The sequence below is a fragment of the Leptospira levettii genome (assembly GCF_002812085.1).
Classification (GTDB): Bacteria; Spirochaetota; Leptospiria; order Leptospirales; family Leptospiraceae; genus Leptospira_A; species Leptospira_A levettii.
In genome coordinates, this window is the sequence record NZ_NPDM01000002.1 from 62,198 (window position 1) to 83,732 (window position 21,535).

Genomic DNA, 21,535 nt, shown 5'->3' on the forward strand with positions numbered 1-21,535 from the left:
ATGAATTTTTCAATAGATTTAGAAAAAACCTTAGAACTGGCGCAAAAAGAAGCGACCAAATACCATCATGAATTTGTAACACTGGAACATTTATTATACGGCCTTACCTATAACGAAAAAACAAAAGATGTACTAGTAAATGTGGGTTGTGATTTGGATTTACTTCGTAAGGAGTTACTTGCGTACTTTGAGGAGGATTTATCTTCCATATCCGTACCGAATTTAAAAATCCAACCAAAATATACGGTAGGTGTGCAGTTTGTAATTCAATTTGCTGCCTTTCATGTTCAGAATTCTGGAAAAGAAGAAGTGGATGGAAATAATGTTTTAGTTGCTCTTTTTCGGGAAGAAGATAGCCAAGCTTGTTATTTATTAGCAAAACAAGACATCAAACGATTGGATGTGATCAAATACATCTCCCATGGATTGAAAAAAGAAAACGATTCAAATGAACCAGAAGAATCCTATGAAGAGGAATCCTTAGAGGAAGAAACCGAAGGTAAATCCAAACAGTCTGCATTGGAAAAATTCTGTGTGAATTTGACCGAAAAAGCAAAATCAGGAACATTAGACCCTTGTATTGGAAGGGAAACGGAAATCCAAAGGACAATCCACATCCTTTCTAGACGAAGGAAAAACAATCCTATTTTTGTGGGAGAAGCTGGAGTTGGTAAAACATCGATTGTGGAAGGCCTTGCGGAAAGAGTTGTCCAAGGAAAAGTTCCTAAAAGTTTATTGGGATTGGAAATTTATTCTTTGGATATGGGACTTGTCATGGCTGGAACCAAATTTAGAGGTGAGTTTGAAGAAAGGCTAAAAGCAATTTTACAAGAGTTAGTGGGAAAACCTGAAAAGGTCATTTTTATAGATGAAATCCATACCATCGTTGGGGCAGGAGCGGTGTCTGGTGGGAGTCTTGATGCATCAAATTTAATGAAACCAGCCCTAGCCAATGGTGAACTTAAGTGTATTGGAACCACTACTTATAAAGAATACAAATCCATTTTTGAAAAAGACCATGCCTTATCACGCAGATTTCAAAAAATTGAAGTGGTTGAACCTTCCAGAGAGGACGCCATACAGATATTAAACGGTCTTAAGCCGAAATATGAATCCTTTCATGGTGTCCACTATAGCCAAAAAGCCATTGAAGCATGTGTGGATTTATCTACCTTACACCTTCGGGATCGATTTTTACCAGACAAAGCCATCGACCTTCTCGATGAAGCAGGTGCCTTTGTCAAGTTACGAGACGAAAACAAAGAAAAATCAAAAAAGACTGTTGGTATTTTCGAAATTGAATCCTTGGTATCCAAAATCGCAAAGATCCCAGAAAAAACAGTCAAAGCTGATGACAAAAAGAAATTAGAATCCTTGGATTCCGAAATCAAAACCATTGTTTTTGGACAGGACCATGCCATCGATCAAATTGTGGATGCCATTCATTATTCACGTTCGGGACTTGGGGATGAAGGAAAACCAATTGGTAGTTTTTTATTTGTAGGTCCTACAGGTGTTGGTAAAACAGAAGTAGCAAAAACACTCGCAGATAAAATGGGAATTCAATTTCTCCGTTTTGATATGAGTGAGTATATGGAAAAACATTCTGTATCACGACTTATCGGTAGCCCTCCCGGTTATGTGGGTTATGACCAAGGAGGTCAACTCACGGATGCGATTACCAAAACACCCCATTGTGTGCTTCTCTTTGATGAAATTGAAAAAGCCCATGAGGATATTTATAACATCCTTTTACAAGTGATGGACCATGCTACTTTAACAGATAGTACAGGGAAAAAAGCAGATTTTAAAAATGTAATCCTAATTTTGACAACAAATACAGGAGCACAGGAAAGTTCTAAACCACTTCTTGGTTTTGATTCGGATCGTTATGATGATCGTTCATTAAAAGCAATCGAAAGGACATTTACTCCTGAGTTTCGTAACCGTTTAACAGCAGTCATAGAATTTAATTCCCTATCCATTGCCATTGTTGAACAAGTTGTCAAACGAATGTTTCAAACTTTACAAAATAAAGCAAAAGAAAAAGGAATTCAATTGGACATCACGGAGAAGGCGGTCAGGTATTTAGCGGAAACCGGATATGACAAGGCAATGGGAGCAAGGCCCATCCAAAGGATCATCAATTCGGAAATAGGCAAACCGTTATCGAAAAAACTACTTTTTCATAAAGACAAAGTGAAGGCATTTTTGGTGGACTTACAAGAAAATCTCGGAAATTCAAAATTAGAAATACTAGAAGTAGAAACTTGATGGTTGAATCTTAGAGAAAGGTATTTTCATTTCCATTCAAAATATTCTAATGGGAATGTAGGAATACCTCATCCTCTTTTTTAAAACTTAAGTATCCGAATAGAAAGGCAAAAAACAAGGAGCCTAGGAAAAGGTAAAATGTGATTTGAGTTGTCACCTCACTTGCATTGACAAAATCATAATATGTTCTTTTTGGTTCCAAATATCCCCATATCACAATAATCGCAGAGACCATTTCAGTTGCAAAAAACCAGATTCTTGTCCAAGAAGATTTCCAAAAACCCAAGAAGAAAAAATTAAGTAAACTGATTAAGATAAAAATCGAATTCAGTTTCGGACTTAAAGAGATGGATTCTTTACTTTCAAAAAAAGTAATCTCATAATGGAACCAAGGTAAAACCGCAAACAAAAGTTGGAGGAATAAAAATATAAAAAATATTTTATCATAGAATAGTTTTGTTTTCCAATAACTATATAATGATAATGTAATCCGTTTGCCTAAAAACCACCAAACTTTAAGTAAATCGGGTATTAATTTGATGGTTTCTTTTAGAAAAATTGTAAATTCAGACAATAAATTTAATAATGAATTTGTCATTCTACTTCAACTGTCATTTCTAATTCTACACTTGCATTAAGAGGTAAGGAACTCACCCCGATGGCAAATCTCGCATGTTTTCCATTTTCGCCAAAAATTTGGCCAACAAGTTCAGATGCTCCATTGGCAACTAAGTGTTGTTCTGTGAAGTTTTCATCACTTGCCACATAAACTCCGATTTTCACAACGGATTTTATTTGGTCTAAGGAACTTATCTGCAATAATAAAGCCGAAAGTGCATTGAGTAAACACTGCTTTGCTTCCTCTTTCGCTTCCTCAAGAGTGACCTCTTTTCCAACTTTTCCTATTTTTCGTAATTTTCCGGCGACCAAAGGAAGTTGGCCGGAAGTAAAAACCAAATTACCAGAACGTTTGGAAGGAATATAGGCAGCAAGAGCCGCTGGAACGGGAGGGATTTGGATCCCAAGTGCATTCAATTGATCCGTAATAGCCATTGCCATCCAAACTATGGATTCCTTCCCTATGAGACAAAATTTTTTTTACCGAATGCAAAAATTCTAAATTCGAATTGACAATTGGCAGTCAAATATGTAGAGTGCTAACTAAAGTAGCAGACTACGGATAAGAGTGCTAAAAGGAGATTTTGCATGTTATTTCGAATTCTAGACCCACAAACAAAAACTAACCAGTTTTGGAGAGACTTTGATCGTTTGAACGATGAGTTGACTCGTTCCATTTTGAATGACCAATTCGGAAGTTCATCGCATTTTCCTCCTGTAAATGTGTACACAAAGGAAGATGAGGCACTGGTCACTTGCCTTTTGCCTGGGATGGACACAGACCAAATTGATATCAATGTAAAAGACAATATGCTTTCCATCCACGGAAAGAAAAAGGCGGAAGATTTAGCAGAAGGAACAGAAGTTCATCGAAGGGAAATTTTCCACGGTGAATTCCATAGAACTCTTGAACTTCCATTCCGAGTGAACCAAGAACAAGTTTCTGCAAAATACGTAAACGGTGTCTTAAACATTCACCTACCAAGAAGAGAAGAAGACAAACCGAAAAAAGTATCTATCAGCATCGGATAAGATAAGGAGAAGACGATATGAGTACACTGACAACAGATAATAAACAAACGTTAGATGAAAGAGCTGGGGTAAAGGATGTTCAACCACAAGTAAGGGTTTACTCTCCGAATGTAGATGTTTATGAAACAGAAAACATGATTTTATTCCGAGTAGAAATGCCTGGTGTAGATGAAACATCTGTTGAGATTACAATCGAAAAAGACCAACTCCAATTAGAAGGGAAATTCAAAATTGGAACGGAAGAAAAAGGTCAGGTTCGACTTGCGGAATACAAAGAAGGTAATTATTTCCGAAAGTTTACCATTAGCAAAGCGATCGATTCTGAAAAAGCTGTTGCAAAAATGAAAAACGGAATTTTAGAACTTTCGATTCCAAAAATTGAACCGAAAAAAACAAAAATTGAAATTCGAAATTCATAAATCAACAAAGTATGAATTTGAATCAAGGTGGATTGAGATTTTAACTTTATAGAAACAGAAATGAACAAAATAGAAACCCAACAGAACAGACGTTTTGTTGGGTTTTTTTTATACTAGGTCCTTTAGGGACTGGAAAAGGATATCATTTTCTTCTTTTGTTCCAATCGTAATCCGAATGAATTCCTTACAAATTCCATAGGAAAAATACCGGATGAGGATATTTTTTTCCTTTAAGGAAAGGTATAAGTGTTCTGGAGAAATTCCTTGTTTTGGTTTGCAAAATAGAAAATTAGTAGAAGAGTTTGGGATGGTAAAACCTAAGGATTCCAAATTGGTTTTCAGGCGAGAACGTTCTGATAAAACAAGTTTTCGTTTCTCTAGGAAATATTCTTTGTCCTCATATGATGTTTCTGCAATCACTTGGTCAATGATTCCAACATTATAGGAATCTTTGAGTTTTCGGATCCAGGAAATGGTTTCAAGTGAGGAAACAATGTAACCAACACGAAGACCGGCGAGGGCATATGATTTGGAAAAGGTTCTAGAAACCAGTAGGTTTGGATAGTGTTTGATCTCTGGCATTAAACTAGCGTTTCCATCGGTAAAATCAATGTAAGCTTCATCTGACAAAACAAGACCTGGAAAAGAACGAATTAGATCTAATAGTTTTTCTTTAGGTTCTTCGATACCAGTAGGAGCATTGGGATGGGCAAAACAAAGTAACTTACCTTCTGATTTTTTAAGAGTATCAAAATCAAAATGTAGATTTTCTAAGACTGGAACCGCTTTATATTTGGCTCCAACCATCATTTGTTCGGTAAGCACCGGGTAATAGGAATACGTTGGGTCAGGTGCAACAACAGTGTCACCTGGACCAATAAAAGTTTGGAATAACAAACGTAAGGCTTCATCCGAACCATTGGTGACCAGGATTTGGTTTGGGTCCAAATCATAATCTTTTGCAATGAGTTCCTGTAGTTTCCTTGCATGGTAATTGGGATACTTTCGGAGTAATCCTTTTTCGATCACTTCCTCGATTGCTTTTTGGATTTTCGGAGAAGGAGGATAGGGATTTTCGTTTGTATTTAATTTGATTGTGGAAGTAGTTAGTCCTGGTTGTTCTCCTGGAGTGTAGGGAGAAAAATTTAGGAGTTCCTTTCTCACAAATAATTTTGGATCAAATTGGTTTTCCTTTGAAGCCATTTTTTACAACCGATTCAAAGCATTGATGTAGGCTTTGGCACATGCTTCAATGATATCTGTTGAATCCCCTTTACCCACAACTCGGCGTTCGCCGTCCTCCAATGTGACAGAGGCTTCCGCCATCGCATCGGTTCCTTCTGTGACAGGTGAGATCACAAGGCGAGATAAGAGTGGGGACAGTCCAGTCACGGAACTGATTGCTTTAAAGATACTATCAACAGGTCCATCACCTTTTGCTTCGCCAACTTTTGTTTCACCTTTGCTTTGTAAGTTTACCTTTGCATAAGGTGCTTTGTCGGAACCAGTATTTTGTTCAAAAGAAATCAGTTTATAAGTTTCATCTACTTGTGAACGGCTAATTTCAGATTGGAAAAGGGCAGCAATGTCTTCGTCAAAGACTTCCTTTTTTTTATCTGCAATTTCCAAAAACCGATTGTATGCATTGTCAATTTCTTCTGGTTTTGGATCAAATCCCATACGAATGATTCGGTCCTTGAATCCAGCTCTACCTGAATGACGACCAAGCACCATACGGTTGGATTTTAAACCCACTGACTCTGGAGTCATGATTTCATAGGTTTGTCGGTTTTTGATCACACCATCTTGGTGGATACCTGATTCATGGGCAAATGCATTGGCTCCCACAATCGCTTTGTTAGGTTGTACAACCATCCCTGTAATGGTTTTTACTAAATGAGAACCACGTGTGATGAGTGTGGAATCAATCTTTGTTTCCACACCAAAGGTATCTTTTCTCGTTTTTAAAGCCATGACCACTTCTTCCATGGCTGTGTTACCTGCACGTTCACCGATTCCATTGATGGTACATTCAATCTGGCGTCCACCCGCAAGGACAGTGGCAAGGGAGTTGGCAACGGCAAGGCCTAGGTCATTATGACAATGCGCAGAAAAGATGACTTTGTCCGCACCTTTCACCTTCGTTTTTAAAAATTGAAACAGATCCATGTATTCTTGAGGGGTGGTATAACCAACAGTATCTGGGATGTTGATTGTCGTTGCGCCTTCTTCGATTACAGCTTCAACTAACTCACGTAAGAATTCCCATTCCGATCTTGTTGCATCTTCTGGTGAAAATTCTACATCGGGTACAAAGTCTTTTGCCATTCGAACGGCAATCCTTGCCATCTCTAGGACTTCGGAAGGAGATTTCCCGAGTTTGTGTTTCATATGGATGGGAGAAGAAGCAATGAATGTATGAATGCGTTTGGATTTAGCTGGTTTTAGTGCATCTCTTGCCGCTTCTAAATCTGGGCGGAGGGCACGGGCAAGACCACAAATGGTAGGACCTTCAATTTCGCGAGCAATCCTTTCGACTGCTTTGAACTGAACAGGGGAAGAGACTGGGAAACCTGCTTCAATGATATCTACTTTCATCCTCGCAAGGTGACCCGCAATTTCTACTTTTTCGTCTTCACTCATAGCAGCGCCAGGGCACTGCTCACCGTCTCTCAAAGTCGTATCAAAAATCCGTACGTAATCTTCCATCTCCTTCCAGATCATAGTTTCCCCGAAGTCTGTCAAGGAGTATGGAAAGCACCTGTGATCCAGCGGTATGGTTTCCCATCATCTTGCACTGGCGTTGGAGTTTGTTTGCCTTCTGTCCAAAACCGAATCGGTTTTTCTAGATCATAGGAGACCTCTTGTCTGGTAATCGATTGGTAGAAGGTTTGGACTTCCTTTCGGGGATTGGGAAAAAAACTGAAAATCAAAATCCAAAGGAGAAGGGAAACGGGAAGGATGGGGAGAGGTATTGGATTTCTTTTTTTTGCCAATCCCCAAGAGACACCAAGGAGTCCCAAAAACCAAAGGGGAAAGAGGTAACGAATGGGATAAGGATGGAGGTAAGTAAATCGACCCACCACCACAAGGAGGAAGAGTAAAATTGGAATCAACAAAAGAATCATTTGTTTGAGTTGGTGTGGAAACCGACGAAAAAAGAATACGAACACAAACAACAATCCGAGTAAGGATCGATTCTCATACACTAGCAGTTTGGAAAAATCATATACATAATGAATGGTTAGGAAGCTAATTTCTCCGAATGTTTTTGTTTGGAGAGAACCTAATAAAATTCCAAAACTGTTGGGAATCTGGAGTTTTGTTTTGAGGGAGTAAAGAATGAGTTCCATGATGATGAAATAAAACGGAATGAAAAGAAAGGAAAAAATGGATTTTTTCTGAATCAACATTTTCCAATCTTTAGAATCCATTTCCGAATATTTGATAATGACCAAACAAAAGATCCCAATACAAAAAGAGAATCGATCGGAAATGTATAAGAGGCTAAAACCGAATAAAAATAGAAACCTAGAAACTGGTTTTGGTAAAAACAATTTGGAAAATAAGAAACTTCGATTTATCTTTGTTTTGTGATCATACTCTGGTTGTTTTGGGAAAGAGGAAGTGGGATTTTCATTTGATTGGAATTGGTAATAAAGACTTACGAGGAATAGGCTAAAGAAAAAACCTGTACTATGGTGGGCATTCGAAAGAAAATGCACCAAGGGTAGGGGTTTATCTCCTAAAGATGCACCGAGTAAGGAAAAGACTGTGAATAAGGTTTGGAACCAGATTAAGAATTGGATTGTTTTTTCTTTGGATACCTTCGATGACAAAACCATATACAATCCTAATTGAAGGAAAACCATTTGCACCACACCGTAAATAGTAGGCAGATACAAAAAAGGGAATACCCAGTACAAGATGGCCATACACCCTATGTCGGGAAAAAAATAGGGAGAAGGGGGTAGATACCAATGTAAAATTCCTTCTCCTCTCATCCAATCTTTCACAAATAGTGGTGTATACAGTTGGTCAGCAGAGTATAAGGGAATAAAATAAATAGTTTCGCATAACAAGTAATTAATGATACTAGAAATACTTAAAAATAGTATCAAAACCATTTCTTCTTTCCCTTTGGCCTGTTTCCAAGATGAGTAGAAATATGATTGGAAAAAATTTCTGACGATTAGGATTGGATTCATATGCCAGAACAAATTGTGACTCGTAACAAACCGTTAAACCTCTTCTCTGTCAATTTGGCGGGTGGTGAAAATTGTTCCGAACCTATGCACTTCTACCAATCCATTTTAGGTGGCAAAGTTCTGAAAGAAAGTTTTGGTCATGCGGAACTAGAATTGGAGTCTGGTTTACGAATTGTTTTTTCGAAAGAAACAGAACATTGCCCTGTTCGGGGAGGAACTCTCACTTTACAAGTGGACCAACACGACCCTCTAGACAGAATCCTTTCCCATTGCCAATTGGTACAAGCAGTGCCAACCCAAGGGTATTCGTTATATGAAGACCATTGGGGGAATTGGATCTGGCTTTATTTTGCTAAAAACTGAGCCAACCGATCGGGATAGTCAGTGATAAGACCAGAGACACCAACATCAATGAGAGTTTTCCATTCTTCTTCTGTATTGGGAGTATAAGGAATCACAAGTAAAGACTCAGAATTACATTTGGTTACAAATTCCTTGGAACATGCTGAGAAATGGGGGAGGATCAAATCTGGCTCAAACTCCATATAATTTTCGTTAAGTGAATCTCCTTTTTCAATGAGTAAACCACGTAAAACTTCCGGTTCTTCTTTTCGTACCAAGTCTACTAGTTCCCAATCAAAACTACTCACCCAAATTCGATTTTGTAACTGGAACTTGCGGATGAGTTTGACTACTGCCTTCGCCAATTCTTTTCGTTCTTCTCTTTTGCCTTCACTTTTCAGTTCAATATCAAACACTGTATTATCAGGTAAGGTTTGTACAATCTGGGATAAGGTTGGAATCTGTTCACCTTCAAAATCCTCGGAAAAAAATCCCCCTGCATCAAGCTCGGCTAACTGACGATAGGGGATCTCGGCAACTTTTCCCTCTCCATCTGTTGTGCGGTCAACAGTAAAATCATGGATGACAACCAGTTCCCCAGATCCACATAACATGGTATCCAACTCAAAATAATGGGTGGATTCTGAACCTACCAGAAAAGATACAAGTGTATTTTCTGGAGCAAGACCCCTTGCCCCTCTATGTCCAATATTGACAGGAGTTTTACCGAGGAGAGTATATAATCGTTCGGATCTTGGTTTGAACATGGATTTACCCTGGTTGGATGGAAGATTCATATCCTTCTTCTTCCATCGCTTCCTTGAACATTTGTTGTTTTAAGTTTTCTCCAAGGTATCGATCAATGTAAATGTGGATGGCATACAATACGGGTGTGATGAGGATCGCAACTCCCATTTTGTATAAAAAATTGGTACTGGCAATGGAAACAAGTTTTGGTACTGGGTGGTACTTTCCAAGGGCAATGAAAATCACAACAAAGGAGTCAATGAGTTGTGAAATCACAGTGGAACCAGTAGCTCGTAACCAAATGTGTTTTCCCTTCGTTTTTTTTCGTAAAAAATGAAAGGTATGTAAATCAATCATCTGTCCAATCACATAAGCAATGATGGAACCAAGGATCACAAGACCTGAATTGGCAAACACTCTTTCAAAGGAAACATCATCAATCGGAGAATCAGGGCTTGCTGGAATTTGAATATCAATGACGATGAGAAGGTAGGCAAATCCAATCATTACCATCCCAAGGAAGGTTGTGGCTCGTACCACCTTACGCCCAAAGTATTCATTGAGTAAGTCTGTGATGATAAACGTAACGGGAAATGGGATGACCCCCATTGTCATGGTAAACCCAAAGGCAAAAAATAATTTACTACCCGTAAGTTCCGCAAGGAGTAAAAACGTAAGAAAAAAACTGAGTAGGACAGTATAAAGGATCACCGGTTTTTGTTTTAAGGCATTCATGGATTTCTTTTCCCCCCCAAATGAATTTCGACTAGGAGAGAATGGCTCCTAAAAAATCATGGGATACAGATAGATAGAGTGGGTTTCGATTAATCTCTACTCTTTTTTTCTGAACAGTTCGATAATCAATTTAGTAGAAACGTATATGTCTGAATCACAATCCCCTAATGCCCCAAAACGCCCACTTTCGAATGTGGCGAAGTATTCCTTATTATTTGCCTCTTGGTTCTTTTTATCTGCCATTTCGTTTTATTTGGGAATGAATCTCATGCAAAATTCAGGTTCCACTTTGGTTTTGAAAGACCTTCCTAAAACGGGAAATACAAATCCAAGTGTAGTGGAAGCATCCACTCCTTCTCTCGGCACTCCCTCTGAAATGGAGACGGGCGAGAAAAAAGAAACTGTCACCGTGGAAGAAGAAGTTGTGGAGGCACCAAACTTCGTTCCAGATGAGAATGTCAGTTTTCGGTCTTCCGCTTGGTCCACTGACTGGACGGCGATGAAAAAAACAGTCCACCTCTATAATGAAATCCATCCGTTCATTTACACAATGAAAGGTGGTCTTTCCAATAACGGAGAACTCATCTCCAGTTGGTCAAGTACTTCCCGAAAGGAACGAGTCCAAGAACTCCGTGCCTTAAATCCAAAAGTCAAAATCATCCCTACCATTTTCCGTTGGGAAAACCCAAAAGAAAAAATCCAAGAGAACATTGGTATGGGTGGGCGTAGTGACATCCGAGACCACCACATCCAAGTGATTGTGAATGAAATTATGACCTATGGGTATGATGGAATCGACATTGATTACGAAGGGATGTCTTGCGATAAAAAAGAAAAGTTCGAGGAATTTTTTGCCCTTTTAGCGAAAGAAGTTCATAAAAAAGGAAAACTCATTTCCGTGGCGGTTCACCCAAAAACCCCAGCTGAAAAATCAAAAAAGAAAGAACTACAATGCCGTGGCCTTTCCAAACCCATACACTTGGACTTCCGTGAAAATTGGAGAGGTCCAACAACTCATGATTATGAAGTACTCGCAAAACACGCAGACCGTGTGAAAATTATGGCATATGAACTCCACCCAAGGAAATACCATAACCCAGGCCCTGGACCACAAGCACCTAACGTTTGGTTAAAAGACATCATTTCTTACGCGAAAAAAAGAGTGCCAACTCACAAACTTTATATGGCAATTCCAACCTATGGGTATGATTGGGCACTCAATTGTAAGGCATCTGCAAAAGCGATTTACCATTCGGATGCACAAAGGATCAAATCAGGAACTCACAAAAACCGCCAACCCACTGATATCAACCGCATCTTAAATGAAGAGAATAAAGTGGCAAGTTGGAGAAACTTATCTAAGTTTTCGGACATACATAAGAACAGAGCTTACGAAGATCCATCTTTGTGGTACACAAGTGGTGGTTGTGACCGAGTTGCGTTTTATATGAACAGACGTGCCTTTGAAGAAAAAATGACCCTACTTCGTAAGTATGATTTGGGTGGTTTTTCATTCTGGCAACTCGTAACAGACAATGACCCAGAGATCAATGTGTATTTGAGTAAACTCGTGCAAGGCCAACTCCCACCAGTGGAAAAAGCAAAAGAGGAAGAGGAACCAAAGGAAGAAACGACGATCCAAAATTTGGATCCAAAAGAAGCACTAAAAGTTTCCAATTCACAATCGAAATCCAAATCAAAAACAAAACAGTTTTAACATGAAAACACTTATCTCTTCGGATGTTCGTTTGCTTGCGGACCTCATCCGAAAGGGAGGAGTGGTTGTGTTTCCCACCGAAACTGTTTTTGGAATTGGGGCCTCTAGTTTTAACGAAGAGGCTTGCAAACGAATCTACAAAATCAAAGGGAGACCAAGTGACAACCCACTCATAGCTCATTTTTCTTCCATTGAAAGCATTAAGTTCGTCTGCGAAGTGAGTGAAATCGCAGAACGTTTGTTACTTACATTTTCACCAGGACCTATCACACTTGTCCTACCTAAAAAAAATCCAATTGTGTTTCCAAAAGAGTTACCAACCCTTGGGGTCCGGATTCCAAAGAATCCAATCATCCGTGAGTGGATTGAGGAATGTGGTTCCCCTATCTCTGCACCGTCTGCTAATCTATCTGGTAGACCATCACTGACTCGTATGTCGGATGCTCTTCGGTATTTTGATGGGGTTGTGGATGGGATTTTAGTGGCTGAGGAACCAAATTTAGGAATCGAATCCACTGTGGTTGGGTTGTATGAAGACCCTCCAGTTCTCTTACGGCCTGGTTCCATCGAATCAAATGATCTGAAACGTTTTTTACCAAATTTGGTAATGCCAAATTCTGTGACGGAAAGGGGAGAGTTTGTTCCACCGAGTCCAGGGATGAAGTACAAACACTATTCTCCCAAAGCGAATGTGAAACTCCTCCCATCGGAAAAGTTCCTCTCCGAGTTTCGCAAGTGCAGGAATGATTCCAAAACTGCTTGGATTGGGTTCTCCTATGTGTTAAATCCAAGTCCCGGCGATGAGACTCTGGCAATTGATCCTACTCGAATGAAATTTGTTTCTTCCAACTGGGAATACAGTTCTGCACTCTATGCATTTTTTGAATTTTGTGACCAAATAGGCATCCATACCATCTATTGTGAAGAGCCAAAAGAAGGAGAAGGCAAAGAAGGCCTTCTCAATCGTTTGCAAAAAGCATCTGAAGATAACTAATTCTGATCCAGAGGTTTCCTTCGGACCATGCATAGGTGATTGGAAATACGATTCTATTACCTAAGAGTTTTACCTTCTGTTTTTCCAATGGATTTTGGTATGAGAAAGGAGAGAGACCTCACCGAGAGATTCCAAAAGATTTAACTCAGCAAGTAGTCCACCGAGTAACGGGATTTTATTTTTCAGGTTGTATGCTGGTAATTCTTCAGTCACATAAATTGCCTTTCCGCCTAACTTTTCTTTCACGAGTTTGATTGCATCAAGCAGGCCACCTAATGAATCGACAATATTATTTTCTGTTGTTGGTAGATACACCCTTCCCATTCCAATTTTAGGCAGGGTTTCCAGTGGGATATTTCTTCCTTCCGAAACACGGCGGTAAAACAAAGCCTCAATTTTTTTGATTTGTGCTTCTAAGTACTGAATACTTTGTTTGGAAAGTGGTTGGAATTCGGAATGGATGTCACGGAACGGATAAAACCCGACAGCTTCCTTATTCAATTGAAATTTCTTATATAATTTTTGTAAATTGGCTCGGATGCTCACAGCACCGATGGAACCTGTGATACATACAGGGGATGCAGTGATATGGTCTGTGGCAGTGGCAATATAATAACCTCCACTCGCTACTGTATCTTTAAAGTAAGCTGTTACTAATTTTGATTTTTTTAATTCCAAAATTTCTTGGTGGATTTGTTCGGAATAAAAAGCAGAACCCCCTGGAGAGGAAATTTCTAATATGACAGCTTTTATTTTTTTATCTTCCGCTAATGCCTGTAAAGTGGGTATGAGAGAAAAAGCTTCAATTTTACCATTTTCTCTATTTTTATGTAAGTAGTCTCCGCCAGTAATGTTTCCATCGATTGGAAGTACCACAACTTCCAGTTTCCGTTTCGGTAGAATTGAAAAATCTTTTACGGTTTGGTAAAGAAGGGGAAAACTAGGGGAAAAAAGTTTTCGATCTTCACTAAAAAATTCAGTTTCAGTTTTAATCCCTTGAATGACACCAAAAGAAAGTAAATCATCCGCAGATAACATTGGTTTGTAAAAAAGGGATTCTAGGGATTTTTTTCCCCCTGTGAGTGCATCTAAAATCACGGAACGTAAGTTTAGAATGAGGGATTCTAAATTCTTTTTTGCCTCTTTTGAAAATTCGCTGCGAGTAAAACTTTCGGCAAAAGATTTATATGGGCCTGAGGCAAAGGCTTGGACTTCAATTCCCCAAGTTTTTAGGAATTTACCAAAAAACATTGGTTCGGCGCTCGGTAACATTAAAGTGAATTCGGATTCGGGAGCAAGGTATGTCTCATTTGCGACTGTGATTAATAGTAATGTCCCAAGTCCTCCTTCTTTTGCAAACATCCGAATGGTTTTTCCAGATTCTCGGATTGCCAAAAGTTCATTTCTGATTTCATAAAATTCAGAAAGAGTCCATTCCAGTGGAGGTAAATTGATATCAAGTGATTTGATTTTTGGATTTTTTTTGATGGTTCCGAGTAAGATAAGCAGCTCTAATCTTGTGATGGTTTCTTCTTTCCCTTGCAGTTTTTTGACAAAATAGGATTTGAATGAATCCTCAAACCTAGGTGGCATTTCCAATTCATAAACTTCACGGCCTCTTTGGAACAGGAGGCTTAGACGTAGATAAATTAGGTACAAAAGGCGGAAGGGCAAAAAAAGAATCAAAAAAAGAATTCGAAACACAGGGAGTCCTCTTCCTTCCATTCCTTAAAATTCTTTCCAGAATGAAAGAGGAAAACAAGCTATCCGATGTGGATTCCTTTATTCGTATTCGTGGCGCTCGTGAACATAACCTAAAAAACCTAAACCTCGATATTCCGAGAGACAAACTTGTGGTCATCACTGGTCTTTCGGGTTCTGGGAAGTCGTCCCTTGCCTTTGATACCATTTATGCAGAAGGGCAACGGAGGTATGTAGAATCCTTATCCAGTTATGCCAGACAATTTCTCGGTCAAATGGAAAAACCAGAGGTAGACCAAATTGAGGGTTTAAGTCCAGCCATCTCCATCGAACAAAAAACAACCCATCGTAACCCTCGTTCTACGGTGGGAACTGTCACTGAAATTTATGATTACTTGCGTTTGTTATACGCTCGTGTTGGAAAACCTCACTGCCCAAAATGTGGGACGGCGATCTCCAGTTTGTCAGTCGACCAGATTACAGACAGGATCAATATTTTCCCAGAAGGAACGAAACTTCAGATCCTTGCTCCCGTCATCCAAGGGAAAAAAGGAGAACACAAAGAAGTCCTGGAACGTTTCAAAAAGGAAGGGTTCAACAGGGTTCGTGTGAATGGAGAAGTGTATTCCCTAGAAGATGAGATTCCTTTAAAGAAAAACTTTAAAGCCGACATCGATATTGTTGTGGATAGGATTGTGATGAAACCAGGAATCCAATCTCGGTTGTCGGACTCAGTCGAAACGGCACTCAAAACTGCCGATGGAATAGTCGTTGTGGAAGACGGCGAAAAAGACCACTTGTTTTCTCAAAAACTTTCTTGTCCCAAATGTGATGATGTCAGTATTCCAGAACTCACTCCAAGGCTTTTTTCTTTTAACTCTCCTTTTGGTGCTTGTTCCAATTGTGATGGACTCGGCGCCTTACTCGAGTTCGATGAAGCACTCCTTGTGACGGATAGAGAAGCATCCCTTGCGGAAGGATGTATCGAAGCTTGGGGTGGTTCAAAATCCAATTCTTACTGGTACATGGCCACCATACAGGCGTTATCAAAAAAACTAAAATTTAATTTAAATACACCATGGAAAGATTTATCGGAAAAGGTAAAAAATACAATCCTTCATGGAGATACATCCATCCATATTGATTATGATTTTCGTGGTGCCAACTCACATTATGAATTTTCTCGGAATTACGAAGGTGTGATACCCAATCTAAAAAGACGGTATAAAGAAACCAAATCAGATTCCATGCGCCAATGGTTTGAATCCTTTATGACAAACCATGATTGTGAAGAGTGCCATGGAAAACGACTTCGGAAAGAAGCACTTGCTGTGAAGGTTCAAGGGATTGGGATCGATGCCTATACTGGTTTTTCAATTGAAAAGGCTCTCGAATTCACTAAACAATCGGAATACAAGGGTGCAGAAGACACCATCTCCAAACCCATTCTAAAAGAGATCTTACAAAGGTTACATTTTTTAAATGATGTAGGAGTTGGTTACTTGAATCTCAGTCGTTCTGCAGGAACTTTGTCGGGGGGAGAGATGCAAAGGATCCGCCTTGCAACTCAAATTGGATCAAGGCTTATGGGTGTCCTCTATATCTTAGATGAACCTTCCATTGGCCTCCACCAAAGGGACAATACTAAACTTGTACAAACCTTAAAAGGTTTACGAAACTTAGGAAATACCGTCCTCGTCGTGGAACATGATAAAGAAACCATGGAAGAGGCTGATTTTATCGTGGATATGGGGCCTGGTGCCGGTGTACACGGGGGAGAGATTGTTGCTTTTGGAACTCCCGAACAAATCAAAAAAGACAAACATTCGGTCACAGGAAAGTTTTTATCAGGTGAAAAACGAATTTCGATGCCGGACACAAGAAGGTCTGGAAATGGTAAGTTTTTAAAAATCACAGGTGCTTCGCATAACAATCTAAAGAATATTGATGTATCCATTCCTCTCGGCACTTTAACTGTTGTTACAGGGGTTTCTGGTTCAGGAAAATCCACTTTGATCAATGAAATTCTCTACAAGGAACTCGCAAGTTCTGTAATGGGGATGAAACTTGTTCCAGGAAAACATAAAAAAATCCAAGGGAAAGAACAAATTGATAAAGTGATTAACATTGACCAGTCGGCCATCGGTAGAACCCCACGTTCAAATCCCGCAACCTATACTGGCTTATTCACTTTTGTGCGTGAACTTTATAGTGGTTTAGAAGAAGCAAAAGTAAGGGGTTATGGTCCTGGTCGGTTTAGTTTCAATGTCGCCGGCGGAAGGTGTGAAAAATGTGAAGGAGATGGTATCTTAAAAATTGAAATGCATTTCCTTCCTGATATTTATGTGGAATGTGAAGTTTGTAAAGGCAAACGATACAATAGAGAAACTCTGGAAGTAAAATACAAAGGAAAAAATATTTCGGATGTTTTGGATATGACTGTCGAAGAAGCAGTTGTCTTTTTTGAAAATATTCCCAATCTCAAACGAAAGTTAGATACCCTTATGGATGTTGGTCTTGGTTACATCAAACTTGGACAAGCAGCTACAACCTTTTCTGGTGGGGAAGCACAAAGGATCAAACTTTCCACAGAACTTTCCAAACGCCCGACAGGTAAAACACTCTATATCTTGGATGAACCAACGACGGGTCTCCATTTTGAAGACATAGAAAGGTTATTGTCCGTTTTACAGGTATTAGTGGACAAAGGGAATTCGATGGTTATCATCGAACACAATTTGGATGTGATCAAAGCTGCTGACTACATCATCGACATTGGTCCGGAAGGGGGAGATGGGGGTGGTGAGGTCATTGCCACAGGTACTCCGGAAGAGGTTGTTACTGTCAAACGATCCTTTACTGGTCAATATCTCAAAAAAGTATTGGAAGAAGAAAAGTTACTCGATGCCAAACAATCAAAGAAAAAAGGAAAATCAACTTCGTGAATGAATCTCCTTACCATCTATTTTCCAAATATGGTGAAAAAGATTCAATTTATCCAAAATCAGTGTTAGAAAAAAATGATTTTTACTGCAGTTGGAAACCTTATCTTTTTGCTTCCGGTTTTTATGACTTTATCTTAGGAAAAGAATCATATTTCGAATTCCAAAATAAAATCTCAACACTTGCAGAGGAACCAAATGGAGTATCTCTTGCTCTCTCTTGTATGGTTGAGGTGAATGTAGCAGGGGGGATCCTCCTTCATTCCAAGTACCCAAATCCTGGTTCCCATTTTGTATGGGATGCATTTCTCGGGGTAACACCACCAATCATTCTATCAGTGGGGGTGAGTGAACCTGGGTTTGAGGGTAAGATTAAGAAATTACAATCCTCCGTTGTATCTGGGAAACTAACAGGGATTAAGTCATTTGTGACAAATGGTGGTGAGGCAAATTTTGTATTTTGGGTTACAAAATCAGAAAATGAAAATCCTGTTTACATTGTTCCCATTCCCAAAGAATCAAATTTTCCTTATGTAATCTTAAAAGAAAGTTTCCATACAGATTTTACCCCGCATGTTAGCCATTTAAAAATCCAAGTCAAAGACCTACCGTTAGAAGCTGAGGGTTTACTCATCGAAGATTATGGTGAGTTAGGGATGGAGTTACGACTTAAGGAATTGTGTTCGCTTGTATCTCTCCTCATCGGAAAAACCAAGGTATTATCGACAATAGATTCCGATCTAAATCGGGAACGTAACAAACTCATCCAGTGGAGAGAATCCTATCTCCAAGGTTTCGAAGGAAATCCCACAAAAGAAATGTTACTAGAAGGGTTTCCGTATCCAATATTGCCTCTTTTACTCTCTGTGACAAAGTATTACCAATTGGAGAAACCAGAAGACTTAAAAACCATTGATCCTGATTGGCAATTATTCGTTTGGGAAGATTCCTTAACCAAGTATCTCACCCAATTGAAAAAACGGTCACAATCTCCTTAACTTTCTTAAAATTACCAAATTTTAGGTTCGATGATTTAGGTAAAAGAATCAGTGTTTGTGGGTGTGACCTTTTGGTTTATTTTCTGTATGTTCATGAGAATGACCATGTTCATGCCCATGGTGACCAAATTCTCTTTGTGATTCTCGTACAGTAAGAGTTTCCAGTTTTGAAAGCACACTTGCGGATACAATTTCTACGGATACAAAGGGAACTCCAAATTCTTCTTTTAATACTTTGTGAATTTCGAAAGTGATTTTGTCACGATTTGCAGTATCTTTTACGGCAACTTGGATTTCGATTGAAAACACACCAGAAGTGAGTTTCCGAATCGTAGTTTTAGGAACGGATTCAATTCCTTGTAAAACGTGGATATGTTCTAATAGATGTTCTTTGTCAAAATCACTTGTGTCTGCTTCAATTAAAATTTGGATCGATTCTTTGACGATACCGTATGAAGTTTTTAAAATAAAAAGTCCAAGTAAAATACTGAGGATACTATCGATTTGTTTTACACCAGTAAAATGAATGAGAAGGGCTCCAAAGATCACAGCTAATGTACCTAGCAAATCACTTAACACGTGTAAGTAAGCCGACTTTAAGTTGAGGCTTGTTTTACTCACTCCCACAAGTAATCCAGCTGAAATCATATTAATTCCAAATCCGATGAGAGAATACATAAGCATGGTATCCGCTTCCACTTCAGCATTCCCGTAGTACCGTAGGTAACTTTCATATAAGATAAATAATGCGATGGCAATCAAAAGGAGTCCGTTTAAAAAGGCAGCGATGACTTCAAATCGATGGAAGCCAAAAGGGTATTTTTTGTTAGGTTTTTTAGCAGCGATGATTAGGGCAAAAAGGGAGATGATATGAGCAAATACATCGGTGAAAATATGACCTGCATCTGCAAATAAGGCTAAACTCCCACTTTCTTTAGAACCAATCCATTCAATAAAAAAAATCATCACCGACAAAATGCCGGAGAGACTCAAAAAGAAGATGAGCTTACGCCTTCTTGGCCTTTGGTTAGTCATTATTTCCACCCAAAGAGCTTGTTGCTCTTGGTATCACAACAATATCTACCCGACGATTGAGTGCTTTGTTTTCTTTTGTGCTATTGGGAACAATGGGTTGGTATTCTCCATACCCTGCACTGGAAAAGTTTTTAGGGTTAAGGTTTTTATTCTGTAAAATAAATTCTAAAACAGATAATGCTCGTTCGCTCGATAAGTGCCAGTTATTTCTGAATTTGGTTTTGATAGGAACATTGTCTGTATGGCCTTCCACAACAATGTAGTTTTCTGGATACGCTGCTAAAATTTCTCTAATTTTTTCAATGGCAGGGAGAATTGCAGGTTTTAGTTCAGAGGATCCACTATCAAAAGAGATTTTGTCATCGATGTTGATGATGAGTTTGTTATGAAATCGTTTGAGTCGAATTTGTCCAGAGGTGATTTCTTTTGCGAGTTTTTCTTCAAATTCCTTGGTTTGTTCGGATAATCTTTCTAGTTCTCGTTTCTGTTCTTTGGTAAGTTTACGCAAATTGGCAAGTTCTTCTTCTAAATTGCGAATCCTTTCTTTGAGTTCATCCATTTTGGATTCGTAAGTTTCGCGGAGTTTTTGTTCCTTTTGTAGGCACTCTCTTTCTTTTTCTTCTAACTTACGTTTGAGTGCGTCTATTTCAGCCCTATCTTTTTCTTCTCGTTTTCGATTCTCTTCTGCGAGCGTTCGTTCTTTGTCGGTTCCTTTTTTTTCAATACTACGAAGGCGCATATCGTAATCGCGGAGTTTATCGGAATACTCATCTTGTTCTTTGGCACGATTGCGTTTTTCCAGTTCTAAATCTTCTGTGAGGTTTCGAATTTGGGATTGGAGATCTTTTTTTTCTTCTTCTAATCGATTCAGTTCGTTTTGGTGTTGTTTGCGAATGTCTGCAAGTTCCAATTCCAGCGCATATTTTTCTTTGTAAATTTGGTTGTATTCATAAGGAAAGTACACCCAATCGGCATACACACTCCCTGGTGTAACAAAGAAAAGGGTAAAAAAGAGAACTGTGAAGGATGAAAAGAGGTTCTGTTTATTTAGAATCATCGAAACTATCCTCTAAATTCACCTTCGGTAGGCTTGGTGCTTCTGTTTTGATTCGTTCCCAATCGGATAACCTTCGTCTAGCATCTGATTTTTTTTCAGCATACTGAGTTTCATAGATTTCTTTTTTTACATATTCAGGATCAGCTGGTGTTTTTCCTTGCGATTCTTGGAATTTAACAGCGATTTCTGATCGTACTAACTCGAGTTCTGCGATCATTTCACCGAGTGTCGCTTCTTTCATTTCTAAAAATGCTTTATCTTCTTTTTCTTTTTGCACCCAGGTTTTGTATCTGGTTTCTTCTTTTGCTCTTTCCAATTCAAACATTTGGCTTTCTTCGAGGTAACGTTTGGAAGAGGCAGAGTCTTCTTTTAAAGTAAAGTAGGATTCTTTGGCACGTTTGAGATCTCTTTCCGCAGCATGTTTGTTCACCTTGGCTTGGGAAATTTTAATCGCCTGGGATGTCAGTGCATTTGCCTTTCTTTGGTTTGTGACTTCATTATTGAGTTTGATGATTTTTTCAGTGAGGATTTTGGTAGCATTCTTTTGCTCTGCATTCATCACTTCTTCCCTTACATAAGCGTCTGGGACTTTGTTTAGTTTTGGTTCAAATAAGACACATTGTGAAAAAACTAGGATGAAAAAAAGATTCGTTTTCAAAAAAGGAACTCGTGCCGACATAGGATATAGCCTATGCTTCACGTGACATAACCGTCAA

19 protein-coding genes are annotated in these 21,535 nt (G+C 39.0%); 8 read left to right on the top strand and 11 right to left on the bottom strand.

What is annotated here, in order from left to right; all coding sequences use genetic code 11:
* Entirely contained in the window at window positions 1–2,274 is a 2,274-nt protein-coding gene (gene clpA / locus CH354_RS07925) for an ATP-dependent Clp protease ATP-binding subunit ClpA (RefSeq protein ID WP_100728034.1), read from the top strand.
* 46 nt (window positions 2,275–2,320) lie between these two features.
* On the opposite strand, the gene CH354_RS07930 is transcribed toward clpA, so the two are convergent.
* Together CH354_RS07930 and CH354_RS07935 are read right to left on the bottom strand one after the other, a co-directional pair.
* Window positions 2,321–2,872 (bottom strand): hypothetical protein, encoded by a 552-nt coding sequence (locus CH354_RS07930; RefSeq protein WP_100728721.1) that lies wholly within the window; start codon window positions 2,870–2,872, stop codon window positions 2,321–2,323.
* Window positions 2,869–3,327 (bottom strand): RidA family protein, encoded by a 459-nt coding sequence (locus CH354_RS07935; protein WP_100728100.1) that lies wholly within the window; start codon window positions 3,325–3,327, stop codon window positions 2,869–2,871. The genes CH354_RS07930 and CH354_RS07935 overlap by 4 nt, the downstream gene beginning before the upstream one ends.
* A 153-nt stretch (window positions 3,328–3,480) precedes the next feature.
* Here CH354_RS07935 and CH354_RS07940 point away from each other — a divergent pair, with 153 nt between their 5' ends.
* Together CH354_RS07940 and CH354_RS07945 are read left to right on the top strand one after the other, a co-directional pair.
* Window positions 3,481–3,924 carry an Hsp20/alpha crystallin family protein gene (locus tag CH354_RS07940; RefSeq protein ID WP_100728096.1) on the top strand — a complete coding sequence of 148 codons (444 nt, stop codon included), beginning with the start codon at window positions 3,481–3,483 and terminating at the stop codon, window positions 3,922–3,924.
* 17 nt (window positions 3,925–3,941) lie between these two features.
* The gene (locus tag CH354_RS07945; protein WP_100728095.1) at window positions 3,942–4,343 is read left to right on the top strand and encodes an Hsp20/alpha crystallin family protein; all 402 of its coding nucleotides are present in this window, start codon (window positions 3,942–3,944) and stop codon (window positions 4,341–4,343) included.
* 108 nt (window positions 4,344–4,451) lie between these two features.
* On the opposite strand, the gene hisC is transcribed toward CH354_RS07945, so the two are convergent.
* From hisC to CH354_RS07960, 3 genes are read right to left on the bottom strand one after another with little or no spacing between them, the layout of a single operon-like run.
* A complete protein-coding gene (gene hisC / locus CH354_RS07950; protein ID WP_100766394.1) occupies window positions 4,452–5,546 on the bottom strand; it encodes a histidinol-phosphate transaminase in 1,095 nt (364 codons plus the stop codon).
* 3 nt (window positions 5,547–5,549) lie between these two features.
* The gene (locus tag CH354_RS07955) at window positions 5,550–7,067 is read right to left on the bottom strand and encodes a 2-isopropylmalate synthase (protein ID WP_100766395.1); all 1,518 of its coding nucleotides are present in this window, start codon (window positions 7,065–7,067) and stop codon (window positions 5,550–5,552) included.
* 17 nt (window positions 7,068–7,084) lie between these two features.
* Entirely contained in the window at window positions 7,085–8,551 is a 1,467-nt protein-coding gene (locus CH354_RS07960; protein WP_100766396.1) for a hypothetical protein, read from the bottom strand.
* Here CH354_RS07960 and CH354_RS07965 point away from each other — a divergent pair, their 5' ends adjacent.
* On the top strand, window positions 8,552–8,914 hold the full coding sequence (locus CH354_RS07965) for a VOC family protein (RefSeq protein ID WP_100766397.1): 363 nt from the start codon (window positions 8,552–8,554) through the stop codon (window positions 8,912–8,914).
* Here CH354_RS07965 and CH354_RS07970 read toward each other — a convergent pair.
* Together CH354_RS07970 and CH354_RS07975 are read right to left on the bottom strand one after the other, a co-directional pair.
* Window positions 8,896–9,660 carry a glycerophosphodiester phosphodiesterase gene (locus tag CH354_RS07970; protein WP_100766473.1) on the bottom strand — a complete coding sequence of 255 codons (765 nt, stop codon included), beginning with the start codon at window positions 9,658–9,660 and terminating at the stop codon, window positions 8,896–8,898. The genes CH354_RS07965 and CH354_RS07970 overlap by 19 nt on opposite strands.
* A gap of 4 nt (window positions 9,661–9,664) precedes the next feature.
* Window positions 9,665–10,375 carry a queuosine precursor transporter gene (locus tag CH354_RS07975; protein ID WP_100728090.1) on the bottom strand — a complete coding sequence of 237 codons (711 nt, stop codon included), beginning with the start codon at window positions 10,373–10,375 and terminating at the stop codon, window positions 9,665–9,667.
* A 145-nt stretch (window positions 10,376–10,520) separates the two neighbouring features.
* Between CH354_RS07975 and CH354_RS07980 the strand changes: the two genes are divergently transcribed.
* Together CH354_RS07980 and CH354_RS07985 are read left to right on the top strand one after the other, a co-directional pair.
* Window positions 10,521–12,092 (top strand): glycosyl hydrolase family 18 protein, encoded by a 1,572-nt coding sequence (locus tag CH354_RS07980; RefSeq protein ID WP_100728089.1) that lies wholly within the window; start codon window positions 10,521–10,523, stop codon window positions 12,090–12,092.
* 1 nt (window position 12,093) lies between these two features.
* On the top strand, window positions 12,094–13,086 hold the full coding sequence (locus tag CH354_RS07985) for an L-threonylcarbamoyladenylate synthase (protein WP_100728088.1): 993 nt from the start codon (window positions 12,094–12,096) through the stop codon (window positions 13,084–13,086).
* A 69-nt stretch (window positions 13,087–13,155) separates the two neighbouring features.
* On the opposite strand, the gene CH354_RS07990 is transcribed toward CH354_RS07985, so the two are convergent.
* A complete protein-coding gene (locus tag CH354_RS07990; protein ID WP_243396014.1) occupies window positions 13,156–14,679 on the bottom strand; it encodes a S49 family peptidase in 1,524 nt (507 codons plus the stop codon).
* Between the two features lie 152 nt (window positions 14,680–14,831).
* Here CH354_RS07990 and uvrA point away from each other — a divergent pair, with 152 nt between their 5' ends.
* Window positions 14,832–17,732 carry an excinuclease ABC subunit UvrA gene (gene uvrA, locus CH354_RS07995; RefSeq protein WP_100728087.1) on the top strand — a complete coding sequence of 967 codons (2,901 nt, stop codon included), beginning with the start codon at window positions 14,832–14,834 and terminating at the stop codon, window positions 17,730–17,732.
* On the top strand, window positions 17,729–18,727 hold the full coding sequence (locus CH354_RS08000; protein WP_243396015.1) for an acyl-CoA dehydrogenase: 999 nt from the start codon (window positions 17,729–17,731) through the stop codon (window positions 18,725–18,727). Before uvrA ends, CH354_RS08000 begins: the two co-directional genes overlap by 4 nt.
* Before the next feature lie 48 nt (window positions 18,728–18,775).
* On the opposite strand, the gene CH354_RS08005 is transcribed toward CH354_RS08000, so the two are convergent.
* Genes CH354_RS08005 through CH354_RS08015 form a run of 3 tightly spaced genes read right to left on the bottom strand, consistent with a single transcriptional unit; the run spans window position 18,776 to window position 21,498 of the window.
* The gene (locus CH354_RS08005; RefSeq protein ID WP_100728085.1) at window positions 18,776–19,762 is read right to left on the bottom strand and encodes a cation diffusion facilitator family transporter; all 987 of its coding nucleotides are present in this window, start codon (window positions 19,760–19,762) and stop codon (window positions 18,776–18,778) included.
* Window positions 19,755–20,819 carry an OmpA/MotB family protein gene (locus CH354_RS08010; RefSeq protein WP_100728084.1) on the bottom strand — a complete coding sequence of 355 codons (1,065 nt, stop codon included), beginning with the start codon at window positions 20,817–20,819 and terminating at the stop codon, window positions 19,755–19,757. Before CH354_RS08010 ends, CH354_RS08005 begins: the two co-directional genes overlap by 8 nt.
* Entirely contained in the window at window positions 20,806–21,498 is a 693-nt protein-coding gene (locus tag CH354_RS08015) for a hypothetical protein (RefSeq protein WP_100728083.1), read from the bottom strand. Before CH354_RS08015 ends, CH354_RS08010 begins: the two co-directional genes overlap by 14 nt.
* Between the last annotated feature and the right edge of the window lie 37 nt (window positions 21,499–21,535).

Bases quoted from the DNA above. Each gene is read 5' to 3' on its own strand.
- clpA (WP_100728034.1), top strand. From the start codon at position 1: ATGAATTTTTCAATAGATTTAGAAAAAACCTTAGAACTGGCGCAAAAA.
- CH354_RS07930 (WP_100728721.1), bottom strand. From the start codon at position 2,872: ATGACAAATTCATTATTAAATTTATTGTCTGAATTTACAATTTTTCTA.
- CH354_RS07935 (WP_100728100.1), bottom strand. From the start codon at position 3,327: ATGGCTATTACGGATCAATTGAATGCACTTGGGATCCAAATCCCTCCC.
- CH354_RS07940 (WP_100728096.1), top strand. From the start codon at position 3,481: ATGTTATTTCGAATTCTAGACCCACAAACAAAAACTAACCAGTTTTGG.
- CH354_RS07945 (WP_100728095.1), top strand. From the start codon at position 3,942: ATGAGTACACTGACAACAGATAATAAACAAACGTTAGATGAAAGAGCT.
- hisC (WP_100766394.1), bottom strand. From the start codon at position 5,546: ATGGCTTCAAAGGAAAACCAATTTGATCCAAAATTATTTGTGAGAAAG.
- CH354_RS07955 (WP_100766395.1), bottom strand. From the start codon at position 7,067: ATGATCTGGAAGGAGATGGAAGATTACGTACGGATTTTTGATACGACT.
- CH354_RS07960 (WP_100766396.1), bottom strand. From the start codon at position 8,551: ATGAATCCAATCCTAATCGTCAGAAATTTTTTCCAATCATATTTCTAC.
- CH354_RS07965 (WP_100766397.1), top strand. From the start codon at position 8,552: ATGCCAGAACAAATTGTGACTCGTAACAAACCGTTAAACCTCTTCTCT.
- CH354_RS07970 (WP_100766473.1), bottom strand. From the start codon at position 9,660: ATGTTCAAACCAAGATCCGAACGATTATATACTCTCCTCGGTAAAACT.
- CH354_RS07975 (WP_100728090.1), bottom strand. From the start codon at position 10,375: ATGAATGCCTTAAAACAAAAACCGGTGATCCTTTATACTGTCCTACTC.
- CH354_RS07980 (WP_100728089.1), top strand. From the start codon at position 10,521: ATGTCTGAATCACAATCCCCTAATGCCCCAAAACGCCCACTTTCGAAT.
- CH354_RS07985 (WP_100728088.1), top strand. From the start codon at position 12,094: ATGAAAACACTTATCTCTTCGGATGTTCGTTTGCTTGCGGACCTCATC.
- CH354_RS07990 (WP_243396014.1), bottom strand. From the start codon at position 14,679: ATGCCACCTAGGTTTGAGGATTCATTCAAATCCTATTTTGTCAAAAAA.
- uvrA (WP_100728087.1), top strand. From the start codon at position 14,832: ATGAAAGAGGAAAACAAGCTATCCGATGTGGATTCCTTTATTCGTATT.
- CH354_RS08005 (WP_100728085.1), bottom strand. From the start codon at position 19,762: ATGACTAACCAAAGGCCAAGAAGGCGTAAGCTCATCTTCTTTTTGAGT.
- CH354_RS08010 (WP_100728084.1), bottom strand. From the start codon at position 20,819: ATGATTCTAAATAAACAGAACCTCTTTTCATCCTTCACAGTTCTCTTT.
- CH354_RS08015 (WP_100728083.1), bottom strand. From the start codon at position 21,498: ATGTCGGCACGAGTTCCTTTTTTGAAAACGAATCTTTTTTTCATCCTA.